This is a genomic window from Variovorax sp. GW822-FHT04E09 (assembly GCF_058800845.1).
The window spans coordinates 58,535-80,284 of sequence record NZ_JBXAMR010000011.1; the positions used below are offsets into that span (position 1 = coordinate 58,535).

Annotated in this window: 23 protein-coding genes and 1 tRNA gene; 11 read left to right on the top strand and 13 right to left on the bottom strand. The window is 69.2% G+C overall.

The annotated features are described in order from the left end of the window. Positions 1-28 precede the first annotated feature (28 nt). From AC1RL8_RS29250 to AC1RL8_RS29260, 3 genes are all read left to right on the top strand, one after another. A complete protein-coding gene (locus AC1RL8_RS29250) occupies positions 29-1,072 on the top strand; it encodes a type IV pilus twitching motility protein PilT (RefSeq protein ID WP_062482334.1) in 1,044 nt (347 codons plus the stop codon). A 134-nt stretch (positions 1,073-1,206) separates the two neighbouring features. Then, entirely contained in the window at positions 1,207-2,343 is a 1,137-nt protein-coding gene (locus AC1RL8_RS29255; RefSeq protein WP_062482331.1) for a PilT/PilU family type 4a pilus ATPase, read from the top strand. Positions 2,344-2,411: 68 nt separating this feature from the next. Next, on the top strand, positions 2,412-3,320 hold the full coding sequence (locus tag AC1RL8_RS29260) for an NAD(P)-dependent oxidoreductase (RefSeq protein WP_492687264.1): 909 nt from the start codon (positions 2,412-2,414) through the stop codon (positions 3,318-3,320). Between the two features lie 30 nt (positions 3,321-3,350). On the opposite strand, the gene AC1RL8_RS29265 is transcribed toward AC1RL8_RS29260, so the two are convergent. The 3 genes from AC1RL8_RS29265 to AC1RL8_RS29275 all read right to left on the bottom strand — a co-directional run bounded on the left by AC1RL8_RS29265 (position 3,351) and on the right by AC1RL8_RS29275 (position 5,241). Further along, entirely contained in the window at positions 3,351-4,145 is a 795-nt protein-coding gene (locus AC1RL8_RS29265) for a BON domain-containing protein (protein ID WP_062482325.1), read from the bottom strand. Next, a complete protein-coding gene (locus tag AC1RL8_RS29270; protein ID WP_062482322.1) occupies positions 4,142-4,783 on the bottom strand; it encodes an SIS domain-containing protein in 642 nt (213 codons plus the stop codon). Before AC1RL8_RS29270 ends, AC1RL8_RS29265 begins: the two co-directional genes overlap by 4 nt. An 86-nt stretch (positions 4,784-4,869) precedes the next feature. After that, positions 4,870-5,241 carry a YraN family protein gene (locus AC1RL8_RS29275; RefSeq protein ID WP_095746991.1) on the bottom strand — a complete coding sequence of 124 codons (372 nt, stop codon included), beginning with the start codon at positions 5,239-5,241 and terminating at the stop codon, positions 4,870-4,872. Positions 5,242-5,288: 47 nt separating this feature from the next. Here AC1RL8_RS29275 and rsmI point away from each other — a divergent pair, with 47 nt between their 5' ends. Then, the gene (gene rsmI, locus AC1RL8_RS29280) at positions 5,289-6,245 is read left to right on the top strand and encodes a 16S rRNA (cytidine(1402)-2'-O)-methyltransferase (RefSeq protein ID WP_307588163.1); all 957 of its coding nucleotides are present in this window, start codon (positions 5,289-5,291) and stop codon (positions 6,243-6,245) included. A gap of 11 nt (positions 6,246-6,256) precedes the next feature. On the opposite strand, the gene AC1RL8_RS29285 is transcribed toward rsmI, so the two are convergent. After that, a complete protein-coding gene (locus AC1RL8_RS29285; RefSeq protein WP_307588166.1) occupies positions 6,257-6,808 on the bottom strand; it encodes an RNA 2'-phosphotransferase in 552 nt (183 codons plus the stop codon). Then, entirely contained in the window at positions 6,805-7,725 is a 921-nt protein-coding gene (locus AC1RL8_RS29290; RefSeq protein WP_307588168.1) for a LysR family transcriptional regulator, read from the bottom strand. The genes AC1RL8_RS29285 and AC1RL8_RS29290 overlap by 4 nt, the downstream gene beginning before the upstream one ends. A gap of 43 nt (positions 7,726-7,768) precedes the next feature. Here AC1RL8_RS29290 and AC1RL8_RS29295 point away from each other — a divergent pair, with 43 nt between their 5' ends. Beyond that, positions 7,769-8,323 (top strand): hypothetical protein, encoded by a 555-nt coding sequence (locus AC1RL8_RS29295; RefSeq protein ID WP_492687265.1) that lies wholly within the window; start codon positions 7,769-7,771, stop codon positions 8,321-8,323. 11 nt (positions 8,324-8,334) lie between these two features. Here the strand turns inward: AC1RL8_RS29295 and AC1RL8_RS29300 are convergent, their stop codons facing one another. The 4 genes from AC1RL8_RS29300 to AC1RL8_RS29315 form a co-directional block, all read right to left on the bottom strand. Further along, complete coding sequence (locus AC1RL8_RS29300) at positions 8,335-9,063, bottom strand: glutathione S-transferase (RefSeq protein ID WP_492687266.1); 729 nt, start codon at positions 9,061-9,063, stop codon at positions 8,335-8,337. A gap of 89 nt (positions 9,064-9,152) precedes the next feature. Further along, positions 9,153-9,380 carry a hypothetical protein gene (locus AC1RL8_RS29305; RefSeq protein WP_062481748.1) on the bottom strand — a complete coding sequence of 76 codons (228 nt, stop codon included), beginning with the start codon at positions 9,378-9,380 and terminating at the stop codon, positions 9,153-9,155. A gap of 161 nt (positions 9,381-9,541) precedes the next feature. Beyond that, positions 9,542-9,616: transfer RNA gene (locus AC1RL8_RS29310), tRNA-Arg, on the bottom strand. Positions 9,617-9,658: 42 nt separating this feature from the next. Beyond that, a complete protein-coding gene (locus tag AC1RL8_RS29315) occupies positions 9,659-10,324 on the bottom strand; it encodes a TetR family transcriptional regulator (protein WP_370869694.1) in 666 nt (221 codons plus the stop codon). 182 nt (positions 10,325-10,506) lie between these two features. Between AC1RL8_RS29315 and AC1RL8_RS29320 the strand changes: the two genes are divergently transcribed. The 4 genes from AC1RL8_RS29320 to AC1RL8_RS29335 all read left to right on the top strand — a co-directional run bounded on the left by AC1RL8_RS29320 (position 10,507) and on the right by AC1RL8_RS29335 (position 17,123). Beyond that, the gene (locus AC1RL8_RS29320; RefSeq protein WP_062481754.1) at positions 10,507-11,802 is read left to right on the top strand and encodes an efflux RND transporter periplasmic adaptor subunit; all 1,296 of its coding nucleotides are present in this window, start codon (positions 10,507-10,509) and stop codon (positions 11,800-11,802) included. A 15-nt stretch (positions 11,803-11,817) separates the two neighbouring features. Continuing rightward, positions 11,818-14,985, top strand: a complete 3,168-nt coding sequence (locus tag AC1RL8_RS29325) for an efflux RND transporter permease subunit (RefSeq protein ID WP_062481757.1) — start codon at positions 11,818-11,820, stop codon at positions 14,983-14,985. Next, the gene (locus AC1RL8_RS29330) at positions 14,978-16,402 is read left to right on the top strand and encodes an efflux transporter outer membrane subunit (RefSeq protein WP_062481759.1); all 1,425 of its coding nucleotides are present in this window, start codon (positions 14,978-14,980) and stop codon (positions 16,400-16,402) included. Before AC1RL8_RS29325 ends, AC1RL8_RS29330 begins: the two co-directional genes overlap by 8 nt. 115 nt (positions 16,403-16,517) lie before the next feature. Beyond that, positions 16,518-17,123, top strand: coding sequence for a c-type cytochrome (locus AC1RL8_RS29335; RefSeq protein ID WP_062481762.1), 606 nt, complete (start codon positions 16,518-16,520; stop codon positions 17,121-17,123). A gap of 91 nt (positions 17,124-17,214) precedes the next feature. On the opposite strand, the gene AC1RL8_RS29340 is transcribed toward AC1RL8_RS29335, so the two are convergent. The 4 genes from AC1RL8_RS29340 to AC1RL8_RS29355 all read right to left on the bottom strand — a co-directional run bounded on the left by AC1RL8_RS29340 (position 17,215) and on the right by AC1RL8_RS29355 (position 20,162). After that, positions 17,215-17,763: a DUF2946 family protein gene (locus AC1RL8_RS29340; RefSeq protein ID WP_492687267.1), complete on the bottom strand. Its 549-nt coding sequence runs from the start codon at positions 17,761-17,763 to the stop codon at positions 17,215-17,217. Then, positions 17,756-18,772, bottom strand: coding sequence for a YheT family hydrolase (locus tag AC1RL8_RS29345; RefSeq protein ID WP_492687268.1), 1,017 nt, complete (start codon positions 18,770-18,772; stop codon positions 17,756-17,758). Before AC1RL8_RS29345 ends, AC1RL8_RS29340 begins: the two co-directional genes overlap by 8 nt. Before the next feature lie 81 nt (positions 18,773-18,853). Continuing rightward, positions 18,854-19,306: a YybH family protein gene (locus tag AC1RL8_RS29350; protein WP_062481770.1), complete on the bottom strand. Its 453-nt coding sequence runs from the start codon at positions 19,304-19,306 to the stop codon at positions 18,854-18,856. 52 nt (positions 19,307-19,358) lie between these two features. After that, entirely contained in the window at positions 19,359-20,162 is an 804-nt protein-coding gene (locus AC1RL8_RS29355; protein ID WP_492687269.1) for a Rossmann-fold NAD(P)-binding domain-containing protein, read from the bottom strand. Positions 20,163-20,209: 47 nt separating this feature from the next. On the opposite strand from AC1RL8_RS29355, the gene AC1RL8_RS29360 reads away from it, so the two are divergent. Both AC1RL8_RS29360 and AC1RL8_RS29365 read left to right on the top strand, forming a co-directional pair. Next, positions 20,210-20,809, top strand: a complete 600-nt coding sequence (locus AC1RL8_RS29360; protein WP_172438430.1) for a LemA family protein — start codon at positions 20,210-20,212, stop codon at positions 20,807-20,809. A 12-nt stretch (positions 20,810-20,821) separates the two neighbouring features. Next, positions 20,822-21,748, top strand: coding sequence for a TPM domain-containing protein (locus AC1RL8_RS29365; RefSeq protein ID WP_492687270.1), 927 nt, complete (start codon positions 20,822-20,824; stop codon positions 21,746-21,748). Positions 21,749-21,750: the final 2 nt, after the last annotated feature.

The following is a 21,750-nucleotide window of genomic DNA, read 5'->3' on the forward strand; positions in this document are numbered from 1 at the left end:
CGTCACTAAAGCCTGCCTGAGGAGCCCCGTGGACATCACCCAACTGCTGGCGTTCAGCGTCAAGAACAAAGCCTCCGACCTGCATCTGTCGGCCGGCCTGCCGCCGATGATCCGCGTGAACGGCGACGTGCGCCGCATCAACGTCGATGCGCTGGACCACAAGGCGGTGCATGCCATGGTGTACGACATCATGAGCGACACGCACCGCAAGCACTACGAAGAGTTCCTGGAGGTCGACTTCTCGTTCGAGATCGACGGCCTCGCGCGCTTCCGCGTGAACGCCTTCAACCAGGCGCGCGGTGCGGCCGCGGTGTTCCGGACCATTCCCTCGAAGATCCTCACGCTCGAGCAACTCAACGCGCCGAAGATTTTCGGCGAACTCGCGCTCAAGCCGCGCGGCCTCGTGCTGGTGACGGGCCCCACGGGCTCGGGCAAGTCGACCACGCTGGCGGCGATGGTGAACTACCTCAACGAGAACGAGTACGGCCACATCCTCACGGTGGAAGACCCGATCGAGTTCGTGCACGAATCCAAGAAGTGCCTGATCAACCAGCGCGAAGTGGGGCCGATGACGCTGTCGTTCGCCAACGCGCTGCGCTCCGCGCTGCGCGAAGACCCGGACGCGATCCTGGTGGGCGAATTGCGCGACCTCGAAACCATCCGCCTCGCGATGACCGCGGCCGAAACCGGCCACCTGGTGTTCGGCACGCTGCACACCTCGTCGGCCGCCAAGACCATCGACCGGATCATCGACGTGTTCCCGGGCGAAGAAAAAGAAATGATCCGCGCGATGCTGTCCGAATCTTTGCAGGCCGTGATCTCGCAGACGCTGTGCAAGACCAAGGACGGCCAGGGCCGCGTGGCGGCGCACGAGATCATGCTGGGCACGCCGGCCATCCGCAACCTGATCCGCGAGGCCAAGGTCGCGCAGATGTACTCCACCATCCAGACCGGCCAGGGCTCGGGCATGCAGACGCTCGACCAGAACCTGACGGAGCTGGTGCGCCGCAATACGATCTCTGCCGCCGAAGCGCGCGGCAAGGCCAAGATTCCAGAAAACTTCCCCGGCTAGTCATGAGGCCCCCCGGCTTTTCACTTCGCTGCGCTTCGTGTAACTCCACCCCCCAAGGGGGAGGCGCGGCCGCCTTGGGGCGGCCCGGCGGTCGGCCGCCTGCAGATTCAATCTAGACATCAAGGAGCGCTCTCATGGAACGCGATCAAGCCAGCCAGTTCATCAACGACCTGCTCAAGCTCATGGTGAGCCGCAACGGCAGCGACCTGTTCATCACCGCCGATTTCCCGCCGGCCATCAAGGTCGACGGCAAGGTCACCAAGGTGTCGCAGCAGGCGCTGGGCGCGCAGCACACGCTGGCGCTCACGCGCTCGATCATGAACGACCGCCAGACGGCCGAGTTCGAGCGCACCAAGGAGTGCAACTTCGCGATCTCGCCGACGGGCATCGGGCGCTTTCGCGTCAACGCGTTCGTGCAGCAGGGCAAGGTCGGCATGGTGCTGCGGACCATTCCCGCCAAGCTGCCGACCATCGACGGGCTGGGCATGCCGCAGGTGCTCAAGGACGTGGCGATGACCAAGCGCGGCCTCACCATCCTGGTGGGCGCCACGGGTTCGGGCAAGTCGACCACGCTGGCCGCGATGATCGACTGGCGCAACGAAAATTCGTACGGCCACATCGTCACGGTGGAAGACCCGGTCGAGTTCGTGCACCCGCACAAGAACTGCGTGGTGACGCAGCGCGAAGTGGGCATCGACACCGACAGCTGGGAAGCGGCGCTGAAGAACACACTGCGCCAGGCGCCCGACGTGATCCTCATGGGCGAAATCCGCGACCGCGAAACGATGGAGCACGCCGTCGCCTTTGCCGAAACCGGCCACCTGTGCATGGCCACGCTGCACGCCAACAGCGCCAACCAGGCCCTGGACCGCATCATCAACTTCTTCCCCGAAGAGCGCCGCGCGCAGCTGCTGATGGACCTGTCGCTGAACCTGCGCTCGCTGGTGTCGCAGCGGCTGGTGCCCACCGAAGACGGCCAGGGCCGCGTCGCCGCCGTCGAGATCCTGCTGAACACGCCGCTGATCTCCGACCTGATCTTCAAGGGCGAAGTGGGCGAGATCAAGGAGATCATGAAGAAGAGCCGCAACCTGGGCATGCAGACCTTCGACCAGGCGCTGTTCGACCTGTTCGAGGGCAACGCGATCAACTTCGAAGAGGCGATCCGCAACGCCGACTCGGCCAACGATCTGCGCCTGCAGATCAAGCTCAACAGCCAGCGCGCGCGCAGCACCGACCTGGCGGCCGGCACCGAGCACTTCGCGATCGTCTGAGGCCGCCCCGCCGGCGCACCGCGGGGCGCGCCGGCCTTGTTTCTTTCTTTGGCTTTAAGCTGTCGGCCATGAGCAGCATCAACTCCCGCACCTACGAATCCGTTCCCGCCCAGACGGTGGCCTTTCTCGGCCTCGGCGTCATGGGCGGGCCCATGGCCGGGCACCTGGTCAAGGCCGGCCACACGGTCACGGTCTACAACCGCACGCCCGCCAAGTCGCAGGCCTGGGTCGCCGAGTTCGGCGCCCCCGGCCGCCACGCCCCCACCCCGCGCGAAGCGGCGGCCGGCGCAGACATCGTGTTCTGCTGCGTCGGCAATGACGACGACCTGCGCTCGGTGGTGCTGGGCGACGACGGCGCGCTGGCCGGCATGAAGCCCGGCGCCGTGCTCGTGGACCACACCACGGCCTCGGCCGACGTGGCACGCGAACTGTCGAAGGCGGCGCTCGCGCGCGGCTTGCACTTCATCGACGCGCCCGTGTCGGGCGGCCAGGCGGGCGCGCAGAACGGCGCGCTCACCGTGATGTGCGGCGGCGACGCGGCCGTGTTCGAGCGCATCCGTCCGGTGGCCATGGCCTTCGCGCGCGCCGTCACGCTGCTGGGCGACAGCGGCGCGGGCCAGCTCGCCAAGATGGTGAACCAGATCGCCATCGCGGGGCTGGTGCAGGGCCTGTCGGAAGCCATCGCCTTCGGCCAGCGCGCCGGCCTGGACATGGAAGCCGTGCTCGGCGTCATCGGCAAGGGCGCGGCCCAGAGCTGGCAGATGGACAACCGCGGCAAGACCATGATCGAAGGCAAGTTCGACTTCGGCTTTGCCGTCGACTGGATGCGCAAGGACCTGGGCCTGGTGCTCGACGAAGCCAAGCGCAATGGCGCGCGCGTGCCGGTGACGGCGCTGGTCGACCAGTTCTATGCCGACGTGCAGCAGGCCGGCGGCAGGCGCTGGGACACCTCCAGTCTCATCATCCGACTCAAATGAAAAAAGCCCGCGGAAGCGGGCTTTTTGGTTTCAGCGGACCGGCGAGGTCGTTGCACCACCGGCCGGCGCGGGCAGCGGCTCCATCGGCGGCAGCGGCACGCGCGAACCCGAGGCAGCACCCGGCGTCGATGGCGTCGCATTGCTCACCGGTGCGGGGCCCGTGCCGCCGCGCTGCGCAGCCGACTGGTTGGCCGCTTGGCTCGCGGCCAGGTCGGCCTCGCTCACCACCTCGACCACGCGCACGACCTTCGCCACGCCCGTCACGCCGCGCGTGATCTCGGTGGCGCGGTCGGTCTCGCGGCGCGTGGCGATGCCCATCAGGTAGACCGTGCTGCGCTCGGTCACGACCTTGAAGGAGTTGGCGAAGATGTCCTTGGCGTCGAGCAGCGAGGCCTTCACCTTGCCGGTGATGTACAGGTCGTTCGAGCGGTCCTGGAAGGTGCTCGGGGCGCCGATGGTGAGTTCGTTCACCACCGAGCGCACGTTGACCACGCGGCTCACCTCGTCCTCGACGCGGCGGCGGTCGGCGTCGTTGCCGACGGCGCCGGTCAGCAGCACCTGGCGGTTGAAGCTGGTGACGCTCACGTACATGTTGTCGTTGGCGATGTCGCGCACGCGGGCCGCGGCGCGCAGCTCGATGCCCTGGTCGTCGAGCTGGGCGCCCGAGCTGCGGCGGTCGGTCGCCACCATGCCCACGCCCACCACCGCGGCGCCGCCCACGACGAGCGGCACGCAGGCGGACAGTCCGGCCACCAGGGCGGCGCCCAGGGTGAGCGCCAGGGCGAAACGTTGGGTCGAGGCCTTGGTCAGGGTCGTCATGGTCATGAGGAAACTTCCTGTTCTCCGAGTAGCTGGGCATCCACGCCGTCGCACAGGCAATGCAGCGCGAGCAGGTGGATTTCGTGAATGCGCGCCGCACGCTCGTGCGGCACGCTGATCTGTACATCGGTTTCGCGCAGCGCGCGCCCGATGGCGCCGCCGGTGCCGCCGACGCCGGGCGCCGCGGTGGCCAGCCCCGTGGCGGCGTTGCCGAGCAGCGCCACCACCGTCATGTCGCGCTCATGCGCGGAAAGCACGGCGGCCAGCACCGCGGACGACTGCCCGCTGGCGCTGAGCACCAGCAGCACGTCGCCGGCCTGGCCGAGCGCGCGCACCTGGCGCGCGAAGCGGTCGGCATCGGCGGCCTGCGGGCTGTCGGCCGCCGGGTCGGTGGTGTCGCCGGGCAGCGCGATCGCGCCCAACTCGGGCCGCTCGCGTTCGAAGCGGCCCACGAAGTTCGACGCGAACTGGGCGGCCAACAGGCCCGACACGCCGGCGCCGCAGGCCAGCACCTTGCCGCCGCTGGTCACGCAGGCCAGCAGCGCCTGCATCGCTTGAGAGATGGGTTTGCTGAGGACCGGGCCGGTCTGGTATTTGAGGTCGGCACTGTCGATGAAGTGCTGCTGAATCCGTTGCTCGAGCATGGGGCGCGATGATAACTGGGGGTCGTGAAACAAGACGTTTGAGTGGTGGAGCCTTCAGCAAGGCTTCAGTTCCCTTTCGGGGTGCGTCAGCCGGCGTCGAAAGCGGCTTTCAGCCAGGTGATTTTCTCCTCGATCAGCACCACATCGAAACGGCATGGCGGCAATGCGCGCAAACGGCCCAGGTAGTGCCGCGCGGCCAGCACGATGCGCCGCTGCTTGCCCGCCGTGATGCTGCCGCCCGCGCCGCCGTGCGAGCCCGCGCTGCGCTGTCGCACCTCGACGAACACCAGCGTGCCATCGCGCGGATCGCGCATGATCAGGTCGACCTCGCCGCCGCCGCGCCCCGGCGTCCGATAATTGCGCGCGACCGGCACGAGGCCGGCCCGGCGCAGGTGGTCGAGCGCGGCGTCTTCCGCCGCATCGCCGCGATGCTTCGTCGTCGTGGTGCTTGTCGTCATGGCTCCCTGCCCTGTTTTTTGTTTTCGCTGCCCTACGGAGAAACCCCTTGGCTTCACTCGCCCCCGCTTCCTTCGGCGCGGCCCTGCCGGCCGCGCTCGACGCCGCGGGCGCGCAGCATTATCCGCAGGGCACGCTGTATGTCGTCGCCACGCCGATCGGCAACCTGGCCGACATCACGCTGCGCGCGCTGCATGTGCTGCAGCTGGTGGACGCCGTCGCCTGCGAGGACACGCGCCACACGCAGAGCCTGCTGCGCGCCTACGGCATCGACCGCCCCGGCGCCCAACTGCTCGCGGTGCACCAGCACAACGAGGCCGAGGCCGCACAGGCCGTGGTCGCGCGGCTCGCGCAGGGCGAGCGCATCGCCTACGTGAGCGACGCCGGCACGCCCGGCGTGAGCGACCCCGGCGCGCGCCTGGCCGCCGCCGTGCGCGCGGCCGGCCAGCGCGTGCTGCCACTGCCGGGCGCCAGCAGCGTCATCACGCTCGTGAGCGCGGCCGGGCTCGTGGCCGACGGCGGCGAGAGCAGCCACGCCCACAACAGCAGCGCCTTCGTGTTCGCGGGCTTCCTGCCGAGCAAGGCCGGCGAGCGCGACACCGCCGTGCAGGCCCTCGCGCAGGAGCCGCGCGCCGTGGTGCTGCTCGAAGCGCCGCACCGCATCGACAGCCTGGCCCGCGCGCTGGCCGTGCTGGGCGAGCGCCGCATCACCGTCGGCCGCGAGCTCACCAAGCAGTTCGAAGAAATCGCCACCGTGGCCGCCAGCGCGCTGCCCGACTGGTTCGGCGCCGACCGCGACCGCACGCGTGGCGAGTTCGCGCTGGTGCTGCACCCCGTGGCGGTGAGCGGCGACGGCGGTGCGGAAGGCGAGCGCGTGCTGCGCCTGCTGCTGGCGGAACTGCCGGTGAAGACCGCCGTGAAGCTGGCCGCCGAGATCAGCGGCGCGCCGCGCAACACGCTGTACGAGCTGGCGCTGCGCATCCGCAACGGCGCGGAAGGCGAGTAGACCGGCCGCGGCTACGCGCCGGGCCCGGGTTCCGACAGGAATTCCGGCGGCACGCGCGCGGTCAGCCAGACCCCGTTCTCGGCGAGATGAAACGCGTGGCCGAGCGCATGCATGCGGCCGGTGTCCACCCGCAGCACAAGCGCCTTGCCATGGCGCCGCCCCACCTGCACCGCCGTGGCCTCGTCGGCGGACAGGTGCACATGCTGCCGCGCACCCGGCAACAGACCCTGCACGCGGATGGCCGCCAGAAAGCGCGTCGCGGTGCCGTGGAACAGCAATGCCGGCGGCGTCACCGCCTCGAAGCTGCGGCTGACCTGCGCCGTGGAGTGCCCTTGCAGCGCGCGGATGCGCAGCCCGTCGCCTGACAGCTCGTAGCGCTTCTTCATCCCCGAATCGACGGCGCGCACGACGTCCGGCCGGGTCAGGTCGCGGCCAGACGCCACAGCGCCCGCGACGAGATCGTCGATGCCGGCCCACCCCTCTGCGTCGAGGCGCAGCCCGACGGATTCCGGCGCATGCCGCAGCACGTAGGCGATGAACTTGCTCGCGTCTTCGGGTGTCATGGCGCCTTCCGGCCGGAGGACTGAAGGGCCGCCCGCCAATGGTCGGCATGGGCCAGCAGTGCGTCCTTGAGGCGCTGCTCGTGCGGCGTGGGCGGACGGTCGGCCGCATGGAACACGTGGTACTCGAGCGGCGGATAGCCCTGTAATGGAATGGCGACCAGTTCCCGGGGGATGCGGCAGCAGGCATTCACCACTGCAAGGCCGAAACCCAGCTGGGCGAAACGCAGCATCAGTTCCCAGCCGTTGGCTTCGAGCGAGGGCTGCCAGGGCACCGACTCGGCCTGCAGCAGCCGGCCGAGCAGTTCGCGGTGCGGCCTGCCGGCGGGCGGCACGATCAGGTGCGCGCCCTTCAGGTCCCGCAGGCGCACCGACTTGCGCCCGGCCAGCGCGTGCGTGCGGGGCACGACCAGCACCTGCCCCACGGACGTCAGGCGCCGCGCCTGCAGGTCCGCGGGCACCGTGCCGAGCGGCGCGATGCCCAGCTGCGCCTGCCCGGCCCGCACCGCCTGGACCGCTTCGTCGCGGTTGCGCGTGAGCAGTTGCAGGTGCGGCGATGCGCCCGGTCCGGAGAACTGCGACAGCGCCTTGCCCAGCAGGTAGAGGTACGCGCCCTCGCCGGCCGCCAGCGTGACGACCGGCGTGTCCTGCCCCACGGCCAGTCCCTTGACGAAGCGCCGGTTGAACGTCAGCAACTCCCGCGCATGTCGCGCGACCTGCTCGCCGGTCTGCGTGAGTTGCAGCGCACTGCCCACCCGCACGTACAGCGTTGCATCGAGCTGCTCGGACAGCTTGCGCACCTTCGCATGCAAGGCCGGCTGGCTGATGTGCAGCAGTCGGGCCGACTCACTGAAGTTCAGCGTGTCGGCGAACACGGCGAAGGACTGCAGCGCGTCGAGGTTGGTGCGGGGTACATCCATCTATCCATTTTATGGATAACACCTTCAATATCAGTAGTTCCTGGTGAACGCCTTCATTTCTACGATCCGGCTGCTTCTTCAAGAACACAAGGAACAAGAAATGAAAAACACACACCCACTTCCCCGCCTCGGCATCGACATCGGCCGTGTGCTGATCGCGCCCGAGGACGCCGATGGCGCGGACACGTCCTTCATCGGCGGTTCGCTGGACGACGCGCTGCGCACACCGCCCTATGAAGGCATGTTCGATGCAGTCGGCCCGCTGGTGGACCGATTCGAGGGACGCGTCTGGCTGGTCTCGAAATGCGGCCCGAGCGTGCAGGCCAAGAGCCGTGCCTGGCTGCGGCATCACCGCTTTTTCGAACGCACGGGCATTGCGCCCGCCAACCTGCGCTTCTGCCTGCAGCGACCGCAGAAGGCCGATCACTGCCGCGAATTGCGCATCACGCATTTCATCGACGACCGCAGCGACGTGCTGCGTCACCTGGAAGGCATCGTGCCCCACCGGTATCTGTTCGGCCCCCAGCGAAAGCCAGTGACAGTCGCGGGCCTGGTGCGGCTGCCCGCATGGCAGGACGCTGCCGCGCTGGTCACCTGAGACGCCGGTCTTCAGCCGTCCAGCTCGGCATAGCGCCGAAAGATCCCGTCCTCGTTGAACGCGATGCGTCGGGGGCTTTGCAGGTAGTCGTGCACGCGCTGGCGTCGCCGGATGTTCGCGTGCAGCCTCACGACCGCGGGCGTGGCGTCGAGCGCTCGCGCAGCGGCCTTGGGAAAGGCGTACTGCAGGCCTTCCACCAGCTGGAACAGCGACAGGTCGGCATAGGTCAGCACGTCGCCGACCAGGTGCAGGTCGCCCGAAGGGTTGCGCTGCAGCACCTGCTCGAACCAGTTCAGGAATTTCGGAATGCGCGCTTCGCGGAAGGCACGCGCACGCTGCAGGGCTGCGTCGCGCTGGTCTTCGTAGTAGTCGCCGGTCGAGATCGGGTGGTGGGTGTCGTGCGCCTCGGCCACCGCGTCGGCGATGGTGAGTTGCAGCTGGTGCGTCCACAGGCCGTCGGATTCGCCGATGCCGGCCAGCCCGAGCTTGGGGCCGAGGTACAGCAGGGTCGCGGCGGTCTGGCCGACCACGATGTCGCCGTCGACGAGGAACGGCGGTGCGAACGCGGCGCGCGGGTTGCCGGGGTCGCCGAGCCGGCGGCCCAGCGCGGACTCGCCGCCGCCTTGTGAGGCGGGCAGCCGCGCGACATCGACGTAGTCGGCGCCCGCGGCCTCGAGTGCGAGCCGCACGAATTCGCCGCGGCCCTGGATCGTGGGCCAGTAATGCAGTTGGTATGCCATGCGGCCATGGTGGCAGGGCCGGCGGGGCGCTGCAACCGGCGGCCGGCGGCGAGGGAGCTCAGATCAGGCGGCGAAGGCGCGCGGCCGGCTCACCAGAACTTCCACCACGGGCGCGGCGGCTGGCGCAGGGCCAGGGGGCGGGTGTCCAGGTCGGCGCTCTGGCTCGGCGGAATCGAATCGCCGAAGCGGCGGCGCATCTCGGCCTCCAGGGCGTGTGCGATGCCGCGGGCCTGTTTCTCGCCGCGCAGCGCGCGCCGACGCCATTCGGCGGCGTGTGCTGCGAGGCTGGTTTCGTCCAGTTCGGAGAGCTCCATCATGCGGGGAATTTTTACATGCGTGCGTCCGGGTGACAGGGTGCAACGGCGTGTCACGGCCCGGTCGCGCGGATCTCCGGATCGGCCTTGTCTTGCAAGGCCGCGCCGGGTCGGGGAAGAAGTGAAAAAACCGGAAGCCCTTGCGGAATTTCCGGTCTTGAAGGTGGTCCCGCCGCCAGGAATCGAACCTGGATCTCAGCCTTCGGAGGGCCGAATTCTATCCGTTGAAATACAGCGAGAGGGGTGCTCCGGAATGCACCGGAGCCACACATTATGGCCTATCAGGCCGCGGTGGTTTCCGCGTCGTGCGCCGTCGGGACGCCACCGGCCGGCGTGCGCGGGAAACCGAGCCCGGCCAGGTAGACGCGGAAGGTGCGCCGCCCGGTCGACACGAGGTCGAAGGCCGTGGGGTCGAGCAGCCAGTTCTGGATCAGCCCGCCCATCAGGGCGTGCATGCCCTGCGCCGCGACCGCGCCCGGCAACGGCAGCCGGATGCGGGCGCGCCGCGCGGCCAGCCGCAGGGCCTTTTCGAAATCGACCACGCAGGCGTTGCGCGCGTCCAGGTGGCGCTGCTGCACCGAGGCCATGTCGTGCGTGTACTCGACCTTGTGGGTCGCGATGTCGAACACGCGCCGCACCTGCGGGTCGGCGACCATGAGCGTCAGCGCATGGATCAGGCCTTCCTCGATCTCGACCAGCGGGTCATCGCCGGGGATGTCGCTCTTGGGCGGCGTCTCCAGCGGCAGGATCACGCGCTCCATCATGGCGTTGAACAGATCGGCCTTGTCCTTGAAGTGCCAGTAGATGGCGCCCCGGGTCGCGCCGGCCTGCTGCGCGATCTGCTGCAGCGTGGTCTGCGAAACACCTTGCGCCTGAAACAGCAGTTCCGCGGCATCGAGCAATCGATTCCGCGTCGCCAGTGCTTCTTCCTTCGTACGACGTGCCACCAAGTCTCCTGATTTGTAAAGCGAACGCCCTTTGCGTATCGTGGGGCCATTGCATGGCTGTCACTATACATCCATGAATGTATGTAAACTAGCGCGCTTCTCGGATGGCCCACCTGCCCGTGCTGGTTTACGGATCTCTCCCGCAAACGCGCCATCTCCCGTCTTCGCATCAAAGGAATCACATGCCTCTTCTGCATGTCTCGCGTCAACCGTCCTTGTCGTTTTCGCCGCGTCTCGCGACCGTGGCCCTCGTCTCCCTCCTGTTCCTGGCCGCCTGCGGCAAGGGCGAGGCCCCGGCCGGTCCGGGCGGCGGTGGCGGTGGCGCCCGTCCGGCGCCTGAAGTCGGCGTGGTGACGGTCAAGCCCACCGACGTGGGCCTCGTGACCGAGCTGCCCGGCCGCCTCGAAGCCTCGCGCATCGCCCAGGTGCGCGCCCGCACGCCGGGCATCCTGCTCAAGCGCGAGTTCCGCGAAGGCAGCGACGTGAAGGCCGGCCAGCTGCTGTTCCGCATCGACCCCGCACCGCTGGTGGCCGCCACGCAGAACGCCCAGGCCGCCCTGGCCCGCGCCGAAGCCAACGCCGTGCAGGCCAAGGCGCTGGCCGACCGCTACAAGCCGCTGGTCGAGGCCAACGCCGTGAGCAAGCAGGAATACGCGACGGCCGTGGCCTCCGCCAAGACGGCCGACGCCGACGTGGCCGCCAACCGCGCGCTGCTGCAGACCGCCAAGATCAACCAGGGCTACGCCGATGTCACCTCGCCCATCGCGGGCCGCATCGGCCGCGCGCTGGTCACCGAAGGCGCACTGGTCGGCCAGGGCGACGCCACCGAGCTGGCCGTGGTGCAGCAGATCAACCCGCTGTACGTGAACTTCACGCAGTCGGCCTCCGACGTGCTCAAGCTGCGCCGCGCCGTGGCCGCCGGCCAGTACAAGCGTGCCAGCGGCGAAGAAGCCGCGAGCATCCGCGTGGTGCTCGAAGACGGCACCGACTACGGGCAGGACGGCAAGCTGCTGTTCTCCGACCTCACGGTCGACCCGACCACCGGCCAGGTCACGCTGCGCGCCGAGATCCCGAACCCCAAGGGCGAGCTGCTGCCCGGCCTGTACGTGCGCGTGAAGCTCGAGCAGGCCCAGGTGACGAACGCGATCACGGTGCCGCAACAGGCCGTCACGCGCACCCAGCAGGGCGACCACGTGACGGTGGTCAGCGCCGACGGCAAGCTGAGCCAGCGCACCGTGAAGATCAGCGCCGCCAAGGACAACCAGTGGGTGGTGCTCGACGGCCTGAAGGCCGGCGAACAGGTGATGGTCGACGGCTTCCAGCGCCTGCAGATGATGCCGCCCGGCACGCCCGTGAAGGCGGTGCCGTGGCAGAAGCCGACGCCGAACGGCGCGGCTGCACCCGCGGCACCGGCAGCGTCTGCTGCCGCAGCGGCACCCGCCGCCAGCCCGGCTTCGGCCCCGGCTGACAAGAAGTAATCAGGAGCGCCTCGCATGGCCAAATTCTTTATCGACCGACCTATCTTCGCGTGGGTGATCGCACTGTTCATCATCGTGGTGGGCGGCGTCGCCATCACGCAGTTGCCGATCTCGCAGTACCCGCCGGTGGCCCCGCCGGCCATCGTGATCAACGTCGCCTACCCCGGTGCCTCCGCGCAAACGCTCGAGGACAGCGTGCTGTCCGTGATCGAGCGCGAGATGAACGGCTCGCCCGGCCTGATCTACATGGAATCGGTGGCCCAGGCCGACGGCACCGGCGCCATCACCATCAGCTTCGAGGCCGGCACCAACGAAGACCTCGCGCAGGTGGACGTGCAGAACCGGCTCTCGCGCGCCACGCCGCGGCTGCCCTCGGCCGTGACGCAGCAGGGCGTGCGCGTGGACAAGTCGCGCAACAACTTCCTGCTGTTCGCGATGCTGTCCTCGGACAACCCCGACTTCGACCCGGTGGCGCTCGGTGACTACGCCGCGCGCAACATCGTGCCGGAACTGCAGCGGATCGACGGCGTGGGCCAGGCCCAGCTGTTCGGCTCCGAGAACGCGATGCGCATCTGGATCGACCCGGCGAAGCTGCAAGGCTTCAACCTGTCGGCCAACGACGTCAATGCCGCGATCCGCGCGCAGAACGCCCAGGTGGCGTCGGGCACGCTCGGCGACCTGCCGAACATCCCCGGCCAGGCGATCTCCGCCACCGTCACGGTGAACGGCCAGCTCAACAGCGTCGAGCAGTTCCAGAACATCGTGCTGCGCGCCAACACCGACGGCTCGACCGTGCGCCTGAAGGACGTGGCGCGCGTCGAACTCGGCGGCCAGAACTACGCCACCTCCGCGCGCCTGAACGGCGTGCCCGCGGTCGGTATCGGCGTGCAGCCCACGCCCACCGGCAACGCGCTGAAGTCGGCCAAGGCCGTGCGCGCCAAGATGGCCGAACTGGAGCGCTACTTCCCCAAGGGCGTGAAGTGGGACATTCCTTATGACAGCTCGCGCTTCGTGCAGATTTCGATCTCCGAAGTGGTGAAGACGCTGTTCGAGGCCATCGCGCTGGTGTTCCTGGTGATGTTCCTGTTCCTGCAGAACTGGCGCTACACGATCATCCCGACGATCGTGGTGCCGATCGCGCTGCTGGGCACCTTCGCCACGCTGCTTGCACTCGGCTTCTCGATCAACGTGCTCACCATGTTCGGCATGGTGCTGGTGATCGGTATCGTGGTGGACGACGCCATCGTGGTGGTGGAGAACGTCGAGCGCATCATGAGCGAAGAGGGGCTGTCGCCGCTCGACGCCACGCGCAAGGCGATGCAGCAGATCTCGGGCGCCATCATCGGCGTGACCGTGGTGCTGATCTCGGTGTTCGTGCCGCTGGCCTTCTTCGCGGGTTCGACCGGCAACATCTACCGCCAGTTCTCGGCGGTGATGGTGGCCTCGATCGGCTTCTCGGCCTTCATGGCGCTGTCGCTCACGCCGGCGCTGTGCGCCACGCTGCTCAAGCCGGTGGAAGCCGGCCACCACCATGAGAAGCGCGGCTTCTTCGGCTGGTTCAATCGCGGCTTCTCGCGCACGGCCAAGGGTTACGAAGGCGTGGTCGCGCGCATCCTGCGCCGCGCCGCACGCTACCTCGTGATCTACGCCGCGATCATCGGCGCCGTCGCGTACTTCTACACGCACCTGCCGAGCTCGTTCCTGCCCGAAGAAGACCAGGGCAACATCATCGTGAACGTGCAACTGCCCCCGGGCGCGACGCAAGAGCGTTCGCTGTCGGTGATGCAGCAGGTCGAAGGCTTCATCCTGAAGCAGCCTGAAGTGCAGAGCATCGTGAGCGTGATGGGCTTCAGCTTCTCCGGCCAGGGCCAGAACGCAGGCCTCGCCTTCGTGACGCTGAAGGACTGGGAAGAACGCAAGGACCCGGCCAACTCGGCCAGTGCGCTGGCCGGCCGTGCCTTCGGTGCGCTGTCGGGCATCCGCGACGCCTTCATCTACCCGCTGAGCCCGCCGCCGATTCCCGAGCTGGGCAACGCCAGCGGCTTCAGCTTCCGCTTGCAAGACCGCGCGGGCGCGGGCCACGAGGCGCTGATCAACGCGCGCAACCAGCTGCTGGGCATGGCCTCGCAGAGCAAGATCCTCGCGCAGGTGCGCCCTGACGGCCTGGAAGACGCGCCGCAACTGGAGATCGACATCGACCGCGACAAGGCCAACGCCCTGGGCGTGAGCTTCGACGCGATCAACAGTGCACTGTCGACCTCGCTGGGTTCGAGCTACATCAACGACTTCCCGAACCGCGGCCGCCTGCAGCGCGTGGTGGTGCAGGCCGATGCGCCGGCACGGATGCAGCCGGACGACCTGCTGCGCCTGAACGCCGTCAACACCAAGGGCCAGCCGGTGCCGCTGTCGGCTTTCGCGACCACCAAGTGGGTCTCGGGCGCCACGCAGACCGTGCGCTACAACGGCTACCCCGCCATCCGCATCAGCGGTGACGCGGCGCCGGGCCAGAGCACGGGCGCGGCCATGGCCGAGATGGAAAAGCTCGCCGGCCAGCTGCCGCAAGGCTTCGGCTTCGAGTGGACCGGCCAGTCGCGTGAAGAAAAGCTCGCCGGCTCGCAGGCCATGATCCTGTACGGCTTCGCGATCCTGGCGGTGTTCCTCTGCCTGGCCGCGCTGTACGAGAGCTGGTCAATCCCGCTGTCGGTGATCCTGGTGGTGCCGCTGGGCGTGCTGGGTGTGCTGGTGGCGACGATGCTGCGCGCCTATTCGAACGACGTGTACTTCCAGGTGGGCCTGATCACCATCATCGGCTTGTCCGCGAAGAACGCGATCCTGATCATCGAGTTCGCGAAAGACCTGCAGGCGCAGGGCCGCGGCGTGGTCGAGGCCGCGCTCGAGGCCGCACACCTGCGGTTCCGTCCCATCATCATGACCTCGCTGGCCTTCGGCCTGGGCGTGCTGCCGCTGGTCCTGGCCTCGGGCGCAGGCTCGGCGAGCCAGCGTGCCATCGGCACCGGCGTGCTCGGCGGCATGGTGACCGGCACGGTCCTGGCCGTGATCTTCGTGCCGGTGTTCTTCGTGGTGGTGCGCACGCTGTTCAAGGGCAGCGCGCGCCAGCACGAGGCCGACAAGCGGCATGCGGCAGCTGCCGGCATCACGGGAGATACCACACACCATGACTAAGAAACCTCTGATCCCCACCGTGCTGGCAGCCGCGATGCTGCTGGCGGGCTGCTCGCTGATCCCGACCTACGAGCGCCCCGCGGCGCCGGTGCCGACGACCTACCCGGGCGACCCGGCGCAGCCGTCGGGTCCCGCTGCGGCCGCCCTGCCCTGGCAGGACTTCTTCACCGACCCGCGCCTGGCGGGCCTGATCCAGACGGCGCTGGCGAACAACCGCGACCTGCGCGTGTCGGTGCTCAACATCGAGCAGGCGCGTGCGCAGTTCCAGATCGAACGCTCGGCGCTGTTCCCGGCGCTCGGCCTCACGGGCACGGGCTCGCGCTCGAGCCCCAACGCCTACCAGGCGATCGATCCGACGCAGGGCAGCGTGGCCTCGCAGTACGCGGTCAACTTCGGCTTCACTGCGTGGGAGCTCGACTTCTTCGGCCGCATCCGCGCGCTGAAGGACCAGGCGCTGTCGCAGTACCTGGCCACCGAAGAGTCACGCAAGGCCGCGCAGATCAGCCTGATCGCGGCCGTGGCCAGCGGCTGGCTCACGCTGCTGGCCGACGACGAGCTGCTCGAGATCACGCGCCAGACCATGGTCACGCGCGACGAATCGGTGCGCCTGACCAAGCTGCGCTTCGACAACGGCGTGTCGTCCGAGATCGACTTCCAGGCCGCGAACTCGCAGGCCGAGACCGCGCGCGCCGCGTATGCGCAGCAGCAGCGTGCCCGCCTGCAGGACGAGAACGCACTCGCGCTGCTGCTGGGCGCGCCGGTGCCGGCCGAGGCCACCGCCGGTGGCACCAAGGGACTCGCGGGCATCCGCCCGATGCCCGACGTGCCGGCCGGCCTGCCCTCCGACCTGCTGACCGAGCGGCCCGACATCCGTGCGGCCGAGCAGCAGCTGATTGCGGCCAACGCCAACATCGGCGCAGCGCGCGCGAACTTCTTCCCGCGCGTGTCGCTCACGAGCTCGATCGGCACCGCGAGCAGCGAGTTCTCGAACCTGTTCGATCGCGGCACCAAGGCCTGGAGCTTCGCGCCCACGGTCACGCTGCCGATCTTCGATGCGGGCCGCAACATCGCGGGGCTCAACTCGGCCAAGGCCGGGCGCGAGATCGCGGTGGCGCAGTACGAGAAGTCGGTGCAGACCGCGTTCCGCGAAGTGGCCGACGCACTCGCGGGCCGCGCCACGCTGGGCGAGCAGGCACGCGCGCAGACCGCGCAGGCCGACGCCGAGGCGGTGCGCTACAAGCTGTCCGACCTGCGCTATCGCAACGGCATCGCCAGCGCGCTCGACCTGCTCGACGCACAGCGTTCGCTGTTCACGGCGCAGCAATCGGCGGTGGCCACGCGCCTGCTGCAGCTGCAGAACCAGGTCACGCTGTACAAGACGCTGGGTGGCGGCTGGGCCACACGCAACAACGGTTGAGACACCTGCGCGTCCGATATGGAGAGGTCAATTGCCCGCGCGGGCAAAGGGCCTCTCTATAATCGCCGGTTGGTTAGAAAAAGCCCCCGACGAGCCCCCCGTTATTGAGGACGCCATGAGCGCAGACCCGCACAACCAGGCCACAGAAGAAGCCCATACCGGCCCGATCAAGAACCCGAAGCAACTGCTGCTCGCGGTATTTTTCTCTTTCATCATTCCGATCCTGATCATCGTGGGCCTCGTGTCCTATGTGGTCTCGGGCACCAAGCCCGCCGGTACCGCGGAGGGCGACAACATGGCGCTCTACGGCGTGACCAAGGAATCGCGCGACCGTGAAGTGGCCGAACGCCTCAAGAAGGTCGGCTCCATCGAGATCCGTGACGCCAACCGGCCGCTGGCTGCTGGCGACGCCGTGTTCAAGGCCCAGTGCGTGGCCTGCCACGGCGCACCCGGCATCCCCGGCGCCCCGCACCTGAACGACGCCGCAGCCTGGGGCCCGCGCATCGGCCAGGGCTACGCGACGCTGCTCGAGCACGCGCTCAAGGGCAAGGGCGCCATGCCCGCCCAGGGCGGTGGCGACTTCGAAGACATCGAAATCGGCCGTGCCGTGGTGTACCTGGCCAACGCCGGTGGCGCCAAGTTCCCGGTGCCGGACCGTCCGGCAGCGGCTGCCGCGCCGGCCGAAGGTGCTTCGGCTGCGGCCAGTGCGCCTGCCAAGTAAGCGATCGACGGCGCCTTGCGCCCATGAAAAAACCGGCTCTCAGGCCGGTTTTTTTACGCCCGGACGATCCGGATTGCTATCTTTTCAATAGCTATACAGCCACGCCTGCATGGCGCTCTGCTGGGCTCAGCACATGGCCGAAGCGCTCCGGCAGGTCGGCTGCGCGCACCGGCTCCGGCGTCCAGACGCCCTGCTCCACGGCCTCGGCAGCGATGCCCACGTCCTGCGTGTGCACCAGCCCGAGCCCCGCCGGCGCCACGAGATAGAGCCGGCCCTCTTCGTCAAGCAGGCAGCCCGACACCTCGGCCGGCGCGCCCGTGTGGGCCGTGACCGTGAACGCGCCCGCGCCCTGCTGCGCCACGCGCCACACCAGTGGCGCCGCCTCCAGCTCGACATACACGCGCTGCGGTCCGTTCTGGAAGAACCACTGGCCGTCGGCGTCGTGCTCGTAGTTGCGGTGGATGAAGTCGATCAGCTTGTCGTGCCGCAGCATCGAGCCCTTGGCGCTGCGAAACGGGCCCTGCGCCTGCGTGCGGTCGTCGCGCATGTACCAGTTGCCGCGCGCGTCCAGGCCGAGCCAGCCGTAGCAGTGCGGCACGTTCGGCCACTTGGCCAATGCCTGTTTGACGATGTCATCCATGGGCCGTATTTTGCGCCCGCGTCGACGAGAGGTGGTGCGCCAGCCACCCTCCCACGCGCTCGGGCATTCCGCCCACGTGCCCCGGCGGCAGGCCGAGCGGAAAGCCCACGTGGCCGCCACCCGCGGGCTGCCACAGCGTGACGCGCGACCCGACCTCGTTCGGCCCCGGCAGGCTGCGGGCCGGAATGAAGGGGTCGTTGCGGGCGTTCACCACCAGCGCGGGCACGCGGATCGCGCCCAGCAGCGGCTTGGACGAGCCGCGCGCCCAGTAGTCGTCGGTGTTGCGAAAGCCGTGCAGCGGGGCCGTGAACACGTCGTCGAAGTCGTAGAGATCGCGCGCGGCCATCAGCCGGTCGCGGTCGAACAGGCCCGGGAACTGCGCCAGCTTGGCCAGCGCCTTGGGCTTCATGGTCGCGAGGAACATGCGCGTGTAGACCAGCCGGTTGAAGCCGCGCCCGATCGCCTCGCCGCCCGCCGCCAGGTCGAGCGGCGCGCACACCGACGCCACCGCGTCGACCGAGGCCCGCGCGCTCTCGCCCGCCTCGCAGGCCCAGCGCAGCAGCGCATTGCCGCCCAGCGAGACGCCGGCCGCCAGCACCGGCCCGCCGCCGCCCTGCACCACGTGCTGCGCGTGCATGCGCCGCAGGATCCAGTCGATCTCCTCGTGGTCGCCCGAGTGGTAGGCGCGCGGCGCGAGGTTCAGCTCGCCGCTGCAGCCGCGAAAGTGCGGCACCGCGAAGGCCATGCCGCGCGCGGCGGCAAAGGCCGCGAAGGCCTCGGCGTAGTGGCTGCGCGAGGAGCCCTCGAGCCCGTGGAACAGCACCAGCAGCGGCCGGGGGCCGGGCTGCGGCGCATCGACGAAGTCGACGTCGATGAAGTCGCCGTCCGGCGCGGTCCAGCGCTCGCGGCGGTACACCGGCGCGGGCCCGTCGAAGCGGCGCGCGCACAGCGCGGCCCAGATGGTCTGCAGGTTGCCGCCGGGCAGCCAGCGCGGGGCGTCGTAGCCCATGGCGTCGTACGCAACGGGCGACGCGGAATCCGGTGAGAAAGAGGAAGAAGGAAAGGGAGAGGCCATCGCTCGAAGCAGGACTCAGTGCAGGACCTGCGGCGGATCGTTCGCGTCGTCCGGCTCGCGCGCGCTGCCCGGGCTCGCGTGGTGCGCCACCATGCGCCAGCCCTGCGCGGTCTTGTGATACACGTTGGTGGCCAGCACGAAGGCATGGCGCGGCCCCTCGGCCGTGAGCACCTCGATGCGCTCCAGCACGTTGTGCACGGCGCTCGCCAGCGACTCGATCTTGCGCACGCGCGCCGGCGTCGCATGGATGGCGCCGTTGGCGAACATCTGCTCGAAGGCCGCGCGGATCGCCACCGCGCCCACCAGCCGCGGGCCGCCCGGGTGGACGCAGAACACCTCGTCCTCGTCGGCCCAGCAGGCCATCAGCGCATCGACATCGCCGCGTTGCAGCGCTTCATAGAAGGCGGCCTCGACATCGTCGGCAGTGCCGCCGATGGCCGCGGCGGCGCGGAAAGGGGTCTTGGGCATGGCGGTGAGGGGCGAGAGCGAAGGGGGTAGGCCGGATTTTGCCCTGCCCATGTCACGGCCATGTGGCAGCAGGCGACCCGGCCGTGGGTGCTTCGGGCGCGGACGCCGGAATCAGCCACGCGCGCGCCGCCGCCTCGGTGGCGCCCTGCGCGGCCTGCCACACCATCTCGGGCGCGGCCACATGCACGCCGGGCGGCGCCACGCGCAGCGCGAGGTCGACCAGCTCGGCCATCTTGGGCGCGCGCACCGGCTGCTCGTTGGCCGGCACCATGAACCGCATGATCGACAGCATCCAGGCGGCCAGCCGCTCGCCGAGGTTGGCCAGGCGCACGTCAGCCGGCTTGCGCGCCGAGCGCAGCAGGATCACGCGCTCGAAGCCGCAGGCGACCACGGCCTGCTCGTCGAGGCTGGCCAGCCCGCGCTTGAGCGCCTCGGGCAGCCGGCCTCGGTCGTGCGGCTGCACGATGGCCAGCGTGCGCACGCCGCTGGCGCGCAGCCAGCGCGCCAGTTCGGGCAGGTCGGCGGGCTCGGGGTGCCACAGCGCGCGCTCGCGGCCGTGGTACAGGCGCGGCGGGTCGAAGGCGACCACCGCCACGTCGGCCGCCACCAGGGGCCACTGCGCGATCGGCAGCGCCGGGCACTGCACGGTCTCGACGCCGGGCAGCCCGTCGTGCATGGGCTCGCGCGCCAGCACGCGCGTGCGCTGGAAGCGGTGGCGGCCCGCGAGCCGGTGCAGCAACTCCTGGCCGAGCGCGCCGGTCGCACCCGCGATCAGCAGCGTGCCGGCGGGCGGCGCGGCCGCCGGCGGCACCGCGCGGTTCGCGGCCTGCAGGGCGTGGAGGGGATCGAGGGCCATGACCCCATCTATGCTAACTTCGGCCTCCTTCTGCGGAGGTAATGCAAATGATGATGAAGCGCTGGTTCCTGATTCTCGCGGCCGTCCTGTCCCTCAGCGGATGCGGCTACAACCAGTTCCAGTCCCTCGACGAGGCCAGCAAGTCGGCCTGGAGCGAGGTCCTCAACCAGTACCAGCGGCGTGCCGACCTCGTGCCGAACATCGTCGCCACCGTGAAGGGCGAAGCCAGCTTCGAGCAGGACACGCTCACCAAGGTGATCGAGGCGCGCGCCAAGGCCACCTCGATCCAGGTGACGCCCGAGACGCTCAACAACCCCGAAGCCTTCAACAAGTTCCAGCAGGCGCAGGGCGAGCTGTCGTCGGCACTGTCGCGGCTCATGGTGGTGGCCGAGCGCTACCCCGACCTCAAGGCCAACCAGGCCTTCCGCGACCTGCGCGTGACGCTCGAGGGCACCGAGAACCGCATCACCGTGGCGCGCAACCGCTACATCGAGAGCGTGCAGGAGTACAACGTGCTCGCGCGCAGCTTCCCGACCAACCTCACGGCCATGGTCTTCAGCTACAAGCCGAAGGCGAATTTCTCGGTGCAGAACGAAGCCCAGATCTCGACGCCGCCCACGGTCGACTTCAGCACCCCGAAGAAGTAAGAAGCGGCGCCGATGGCCGCAGCCCTGATCCGCCGCGCACTGGCAGCGATCTTCATCGCGGCCCTCGCATGGGCCGGCCTGCCCGCGCTGGCGCAGGGCCTGCTGCCGATCCCCACGCTCACGGCGCGCGTGATCGACCAGACCGGCACGCTCGACGCCGCGCAGCGCTCGGGCCTCGAGACCAAGCTCGCGGCCTTCGAGCAGCGCAAGGGCTCGCAGATCGTGGTGCTGATGGTGCCGACCACGGCGCCCGAAGACATCGCGAGCTACGCGCAGCGCGTGGGCGACACCTGGAAGATCGGCCGCAAGGGCGTGGGCGACGGCCTCCTGGTCATCGTCGCCAAGGACGATCGCAAGATGCGCATCGCCACGGCCAAGACGCTCGAAGGCGCGGTGCCCGACCTCGCGTCGGTGCGCATCATCGACGAGGAAATGAAGCCGCGCTTTCGCAACAACGACTTCGCGGGCGGCCTCAACGCGGCGGTGGACCGGCTCATCGGCCTGGTCGACGGCGAGCCGCTGCCCGAGCCTTCGCGCAACAGCAGTAGCGGCAGCAGCAACGACGGCTTCGACTGGGAGAACCTCGCGATCTTCCTGTTCGTCGGCGTCTTCGTCGGCGCCCCGATCGCGCGCGCCATCCTGGGCAAGACGATGGGCTCGGTCGCCATGGGCGGCGGCATCGGCGTGGTCGCGTTCTTCCTCACGACCAGCACCGTGATCGCGGTGATCGCCGGGATGATCGCGCTCATGGTTTCGCTGTTCTCGGGCCTTGCCGGCTTCGGTCCCGGTCGCGGCGGCCGAGGCGGCGGCGGTGGAGGTGGCTGGAGCAGCGGCGGAGGTGGCGGCGGCTGGAGCAGCGGCGGCGGAGGTGGCGGCGGCGGATTCAGCTCCGGCGGCGGTGGCAATTTTGGCGGCGGCGGCGCGTCGGGAGACTGGTGAAC

Excerpts from the sequence above, each read along its gene's own strand:
- AC1RL8_RS29320 (WP_062481754.1), top strand. The coding sequence starts at position 10,507 with ATGCCTCTTCTGCATGTCTCGCGTCAACCGTCCTTGTCGTTTTCGCCG.
- AC1RL8_RS29350 (WP_062481770.1), bottom strand. The coding sequence starts at position 19,306 with ATGCCCAAGACCCCTTTCCGCGCCGCCGCGGCCATCGGCGGCACTGCC.
- AC1RL8_RS29360 (WP_172438430.1), top strand. The coding sequence starts at position 20,210 with ATGATGATGAAGCGCTGGTTCCTGATTCTCGCGGCCGTCCTGTCCCTC.
- AC1RL8_RS29330 (WP_062481759.1), top strand. The coding sequence starts at position 14,978 with ATGACTAAGAAACCTCTGATCCCCACCGTGCTGGCAGCCGCGATGCTG.
- AC1RL8_RS29340 (WP_492687267.1), bottom strand. The coding sequence starts at position 17,763 with ATGGATGACATCGTCAAACAGGCATTGGCCAAGTGGCCGAACGTGCCG.
- AC1RL8_RS29265 (WP_062482325.1), bottom strand. The coding sequence starts at position 4,145 with ATGACCATGACGACCCTGACCAAGGCCTCGACCCAACGTTTCGCCCTG.
- AC1RL8_RS29355 (WP_492687269.1), bottom strand. The coding sequence starts at position 20,162 with ATGGCCCTCGATCCCCTCCACGCCCTGCAGGCCGCGAACCGCGCGGTG.
- AC1RL8_RS29335 (WP_062481762.1), top strand. The coding sequence starts at position 16,518 with ATGAGCGCAGACCCGCACAACCAGGCCACAGAAGAAGCCCATACCGGC.
- AC1RL8_RS29345 (WP_492687268.1), bottom strand. The coding sequence starts at position 18,772 with ATGGGCTACGACGCCCCGCGCTGGCTGCCCGGCGGCAACCTGCAGACC.
- AC1RL8_RS29305 (WP_062481748.1), bottom strand. The coding sequence starts at position 9,380 with ATGATGGAGCTCTCCGAACTGGACGAAACCAGCCTCGCAGCACACGCC.
- AC1RL8_RS29260 (WP_492687264.1), top strand. The coding sequence starts at position 2,412 with ATGAGCAGCATCAACTCCCGCACCTACGAATCCGTTCCCGCCCAGACG.
- AC1RL8_RS29290 (WP_307588168.1), bottom strand. The coding sequence starts at position 7,725 with ATGGATGTACCCCGCACCAACCTCGACGCGCTGCAGTCCTTCGCCGTG.
- AC1RL8_RS29300 (WP_492687266.1), bottom strand. The coding sequence starts at position 9,063 with ATGGCATACCAACTGCATTACTGGCCCACGATCCAGGGCCGCGGCGAA.
- AC1RL8_RS29275 (WP_095746991.1), bottom strand. The coding sequence starts at position 5,241 with ATGACGACAAGCACCACGACGACGAAGCATCGCGGCGATGCGGCGGAA.
- AC1RL8_RS29365 (WP_492687270.1), top strand. The coding sequence starts at position 20,822 with ATGGCCGCAGCCCTGATCCGCCGCGCACTGGCAGCGATCTTCATCGCG.
- AC1RL8_RS29270 (WP_062482322.1), bottom strand. The coding sequence starts at position 4,783 with ATGCTCGAGCAACGGATTCAGCAGCACTTCATCGACAGTGCCGACCTC.
- AC1RL8_RS29285 (WP_307588166.1), bottom strand. The coding sequence starts at position 6,808 with ATGACACCCGAAGACGCGAGCAAGTTCATCGCCTACGTGCTGCGGCAT.
- AC1RL8_RS29255 (WP_062482331.1), top strand. The coding sequence starts at position 1,207 with ATGGAACGCGATCAAGCCAGCCAGTTCATCAACGACCTGCTCAAGCTC.
- AC1RL8_RS29325 (WP_062481757.1), top strand. The coding sequence starts at position 11,818 with ATGGCCAAATTCTTTATCGACCGACCTATCTTCGCGTGGGTGATCGCA.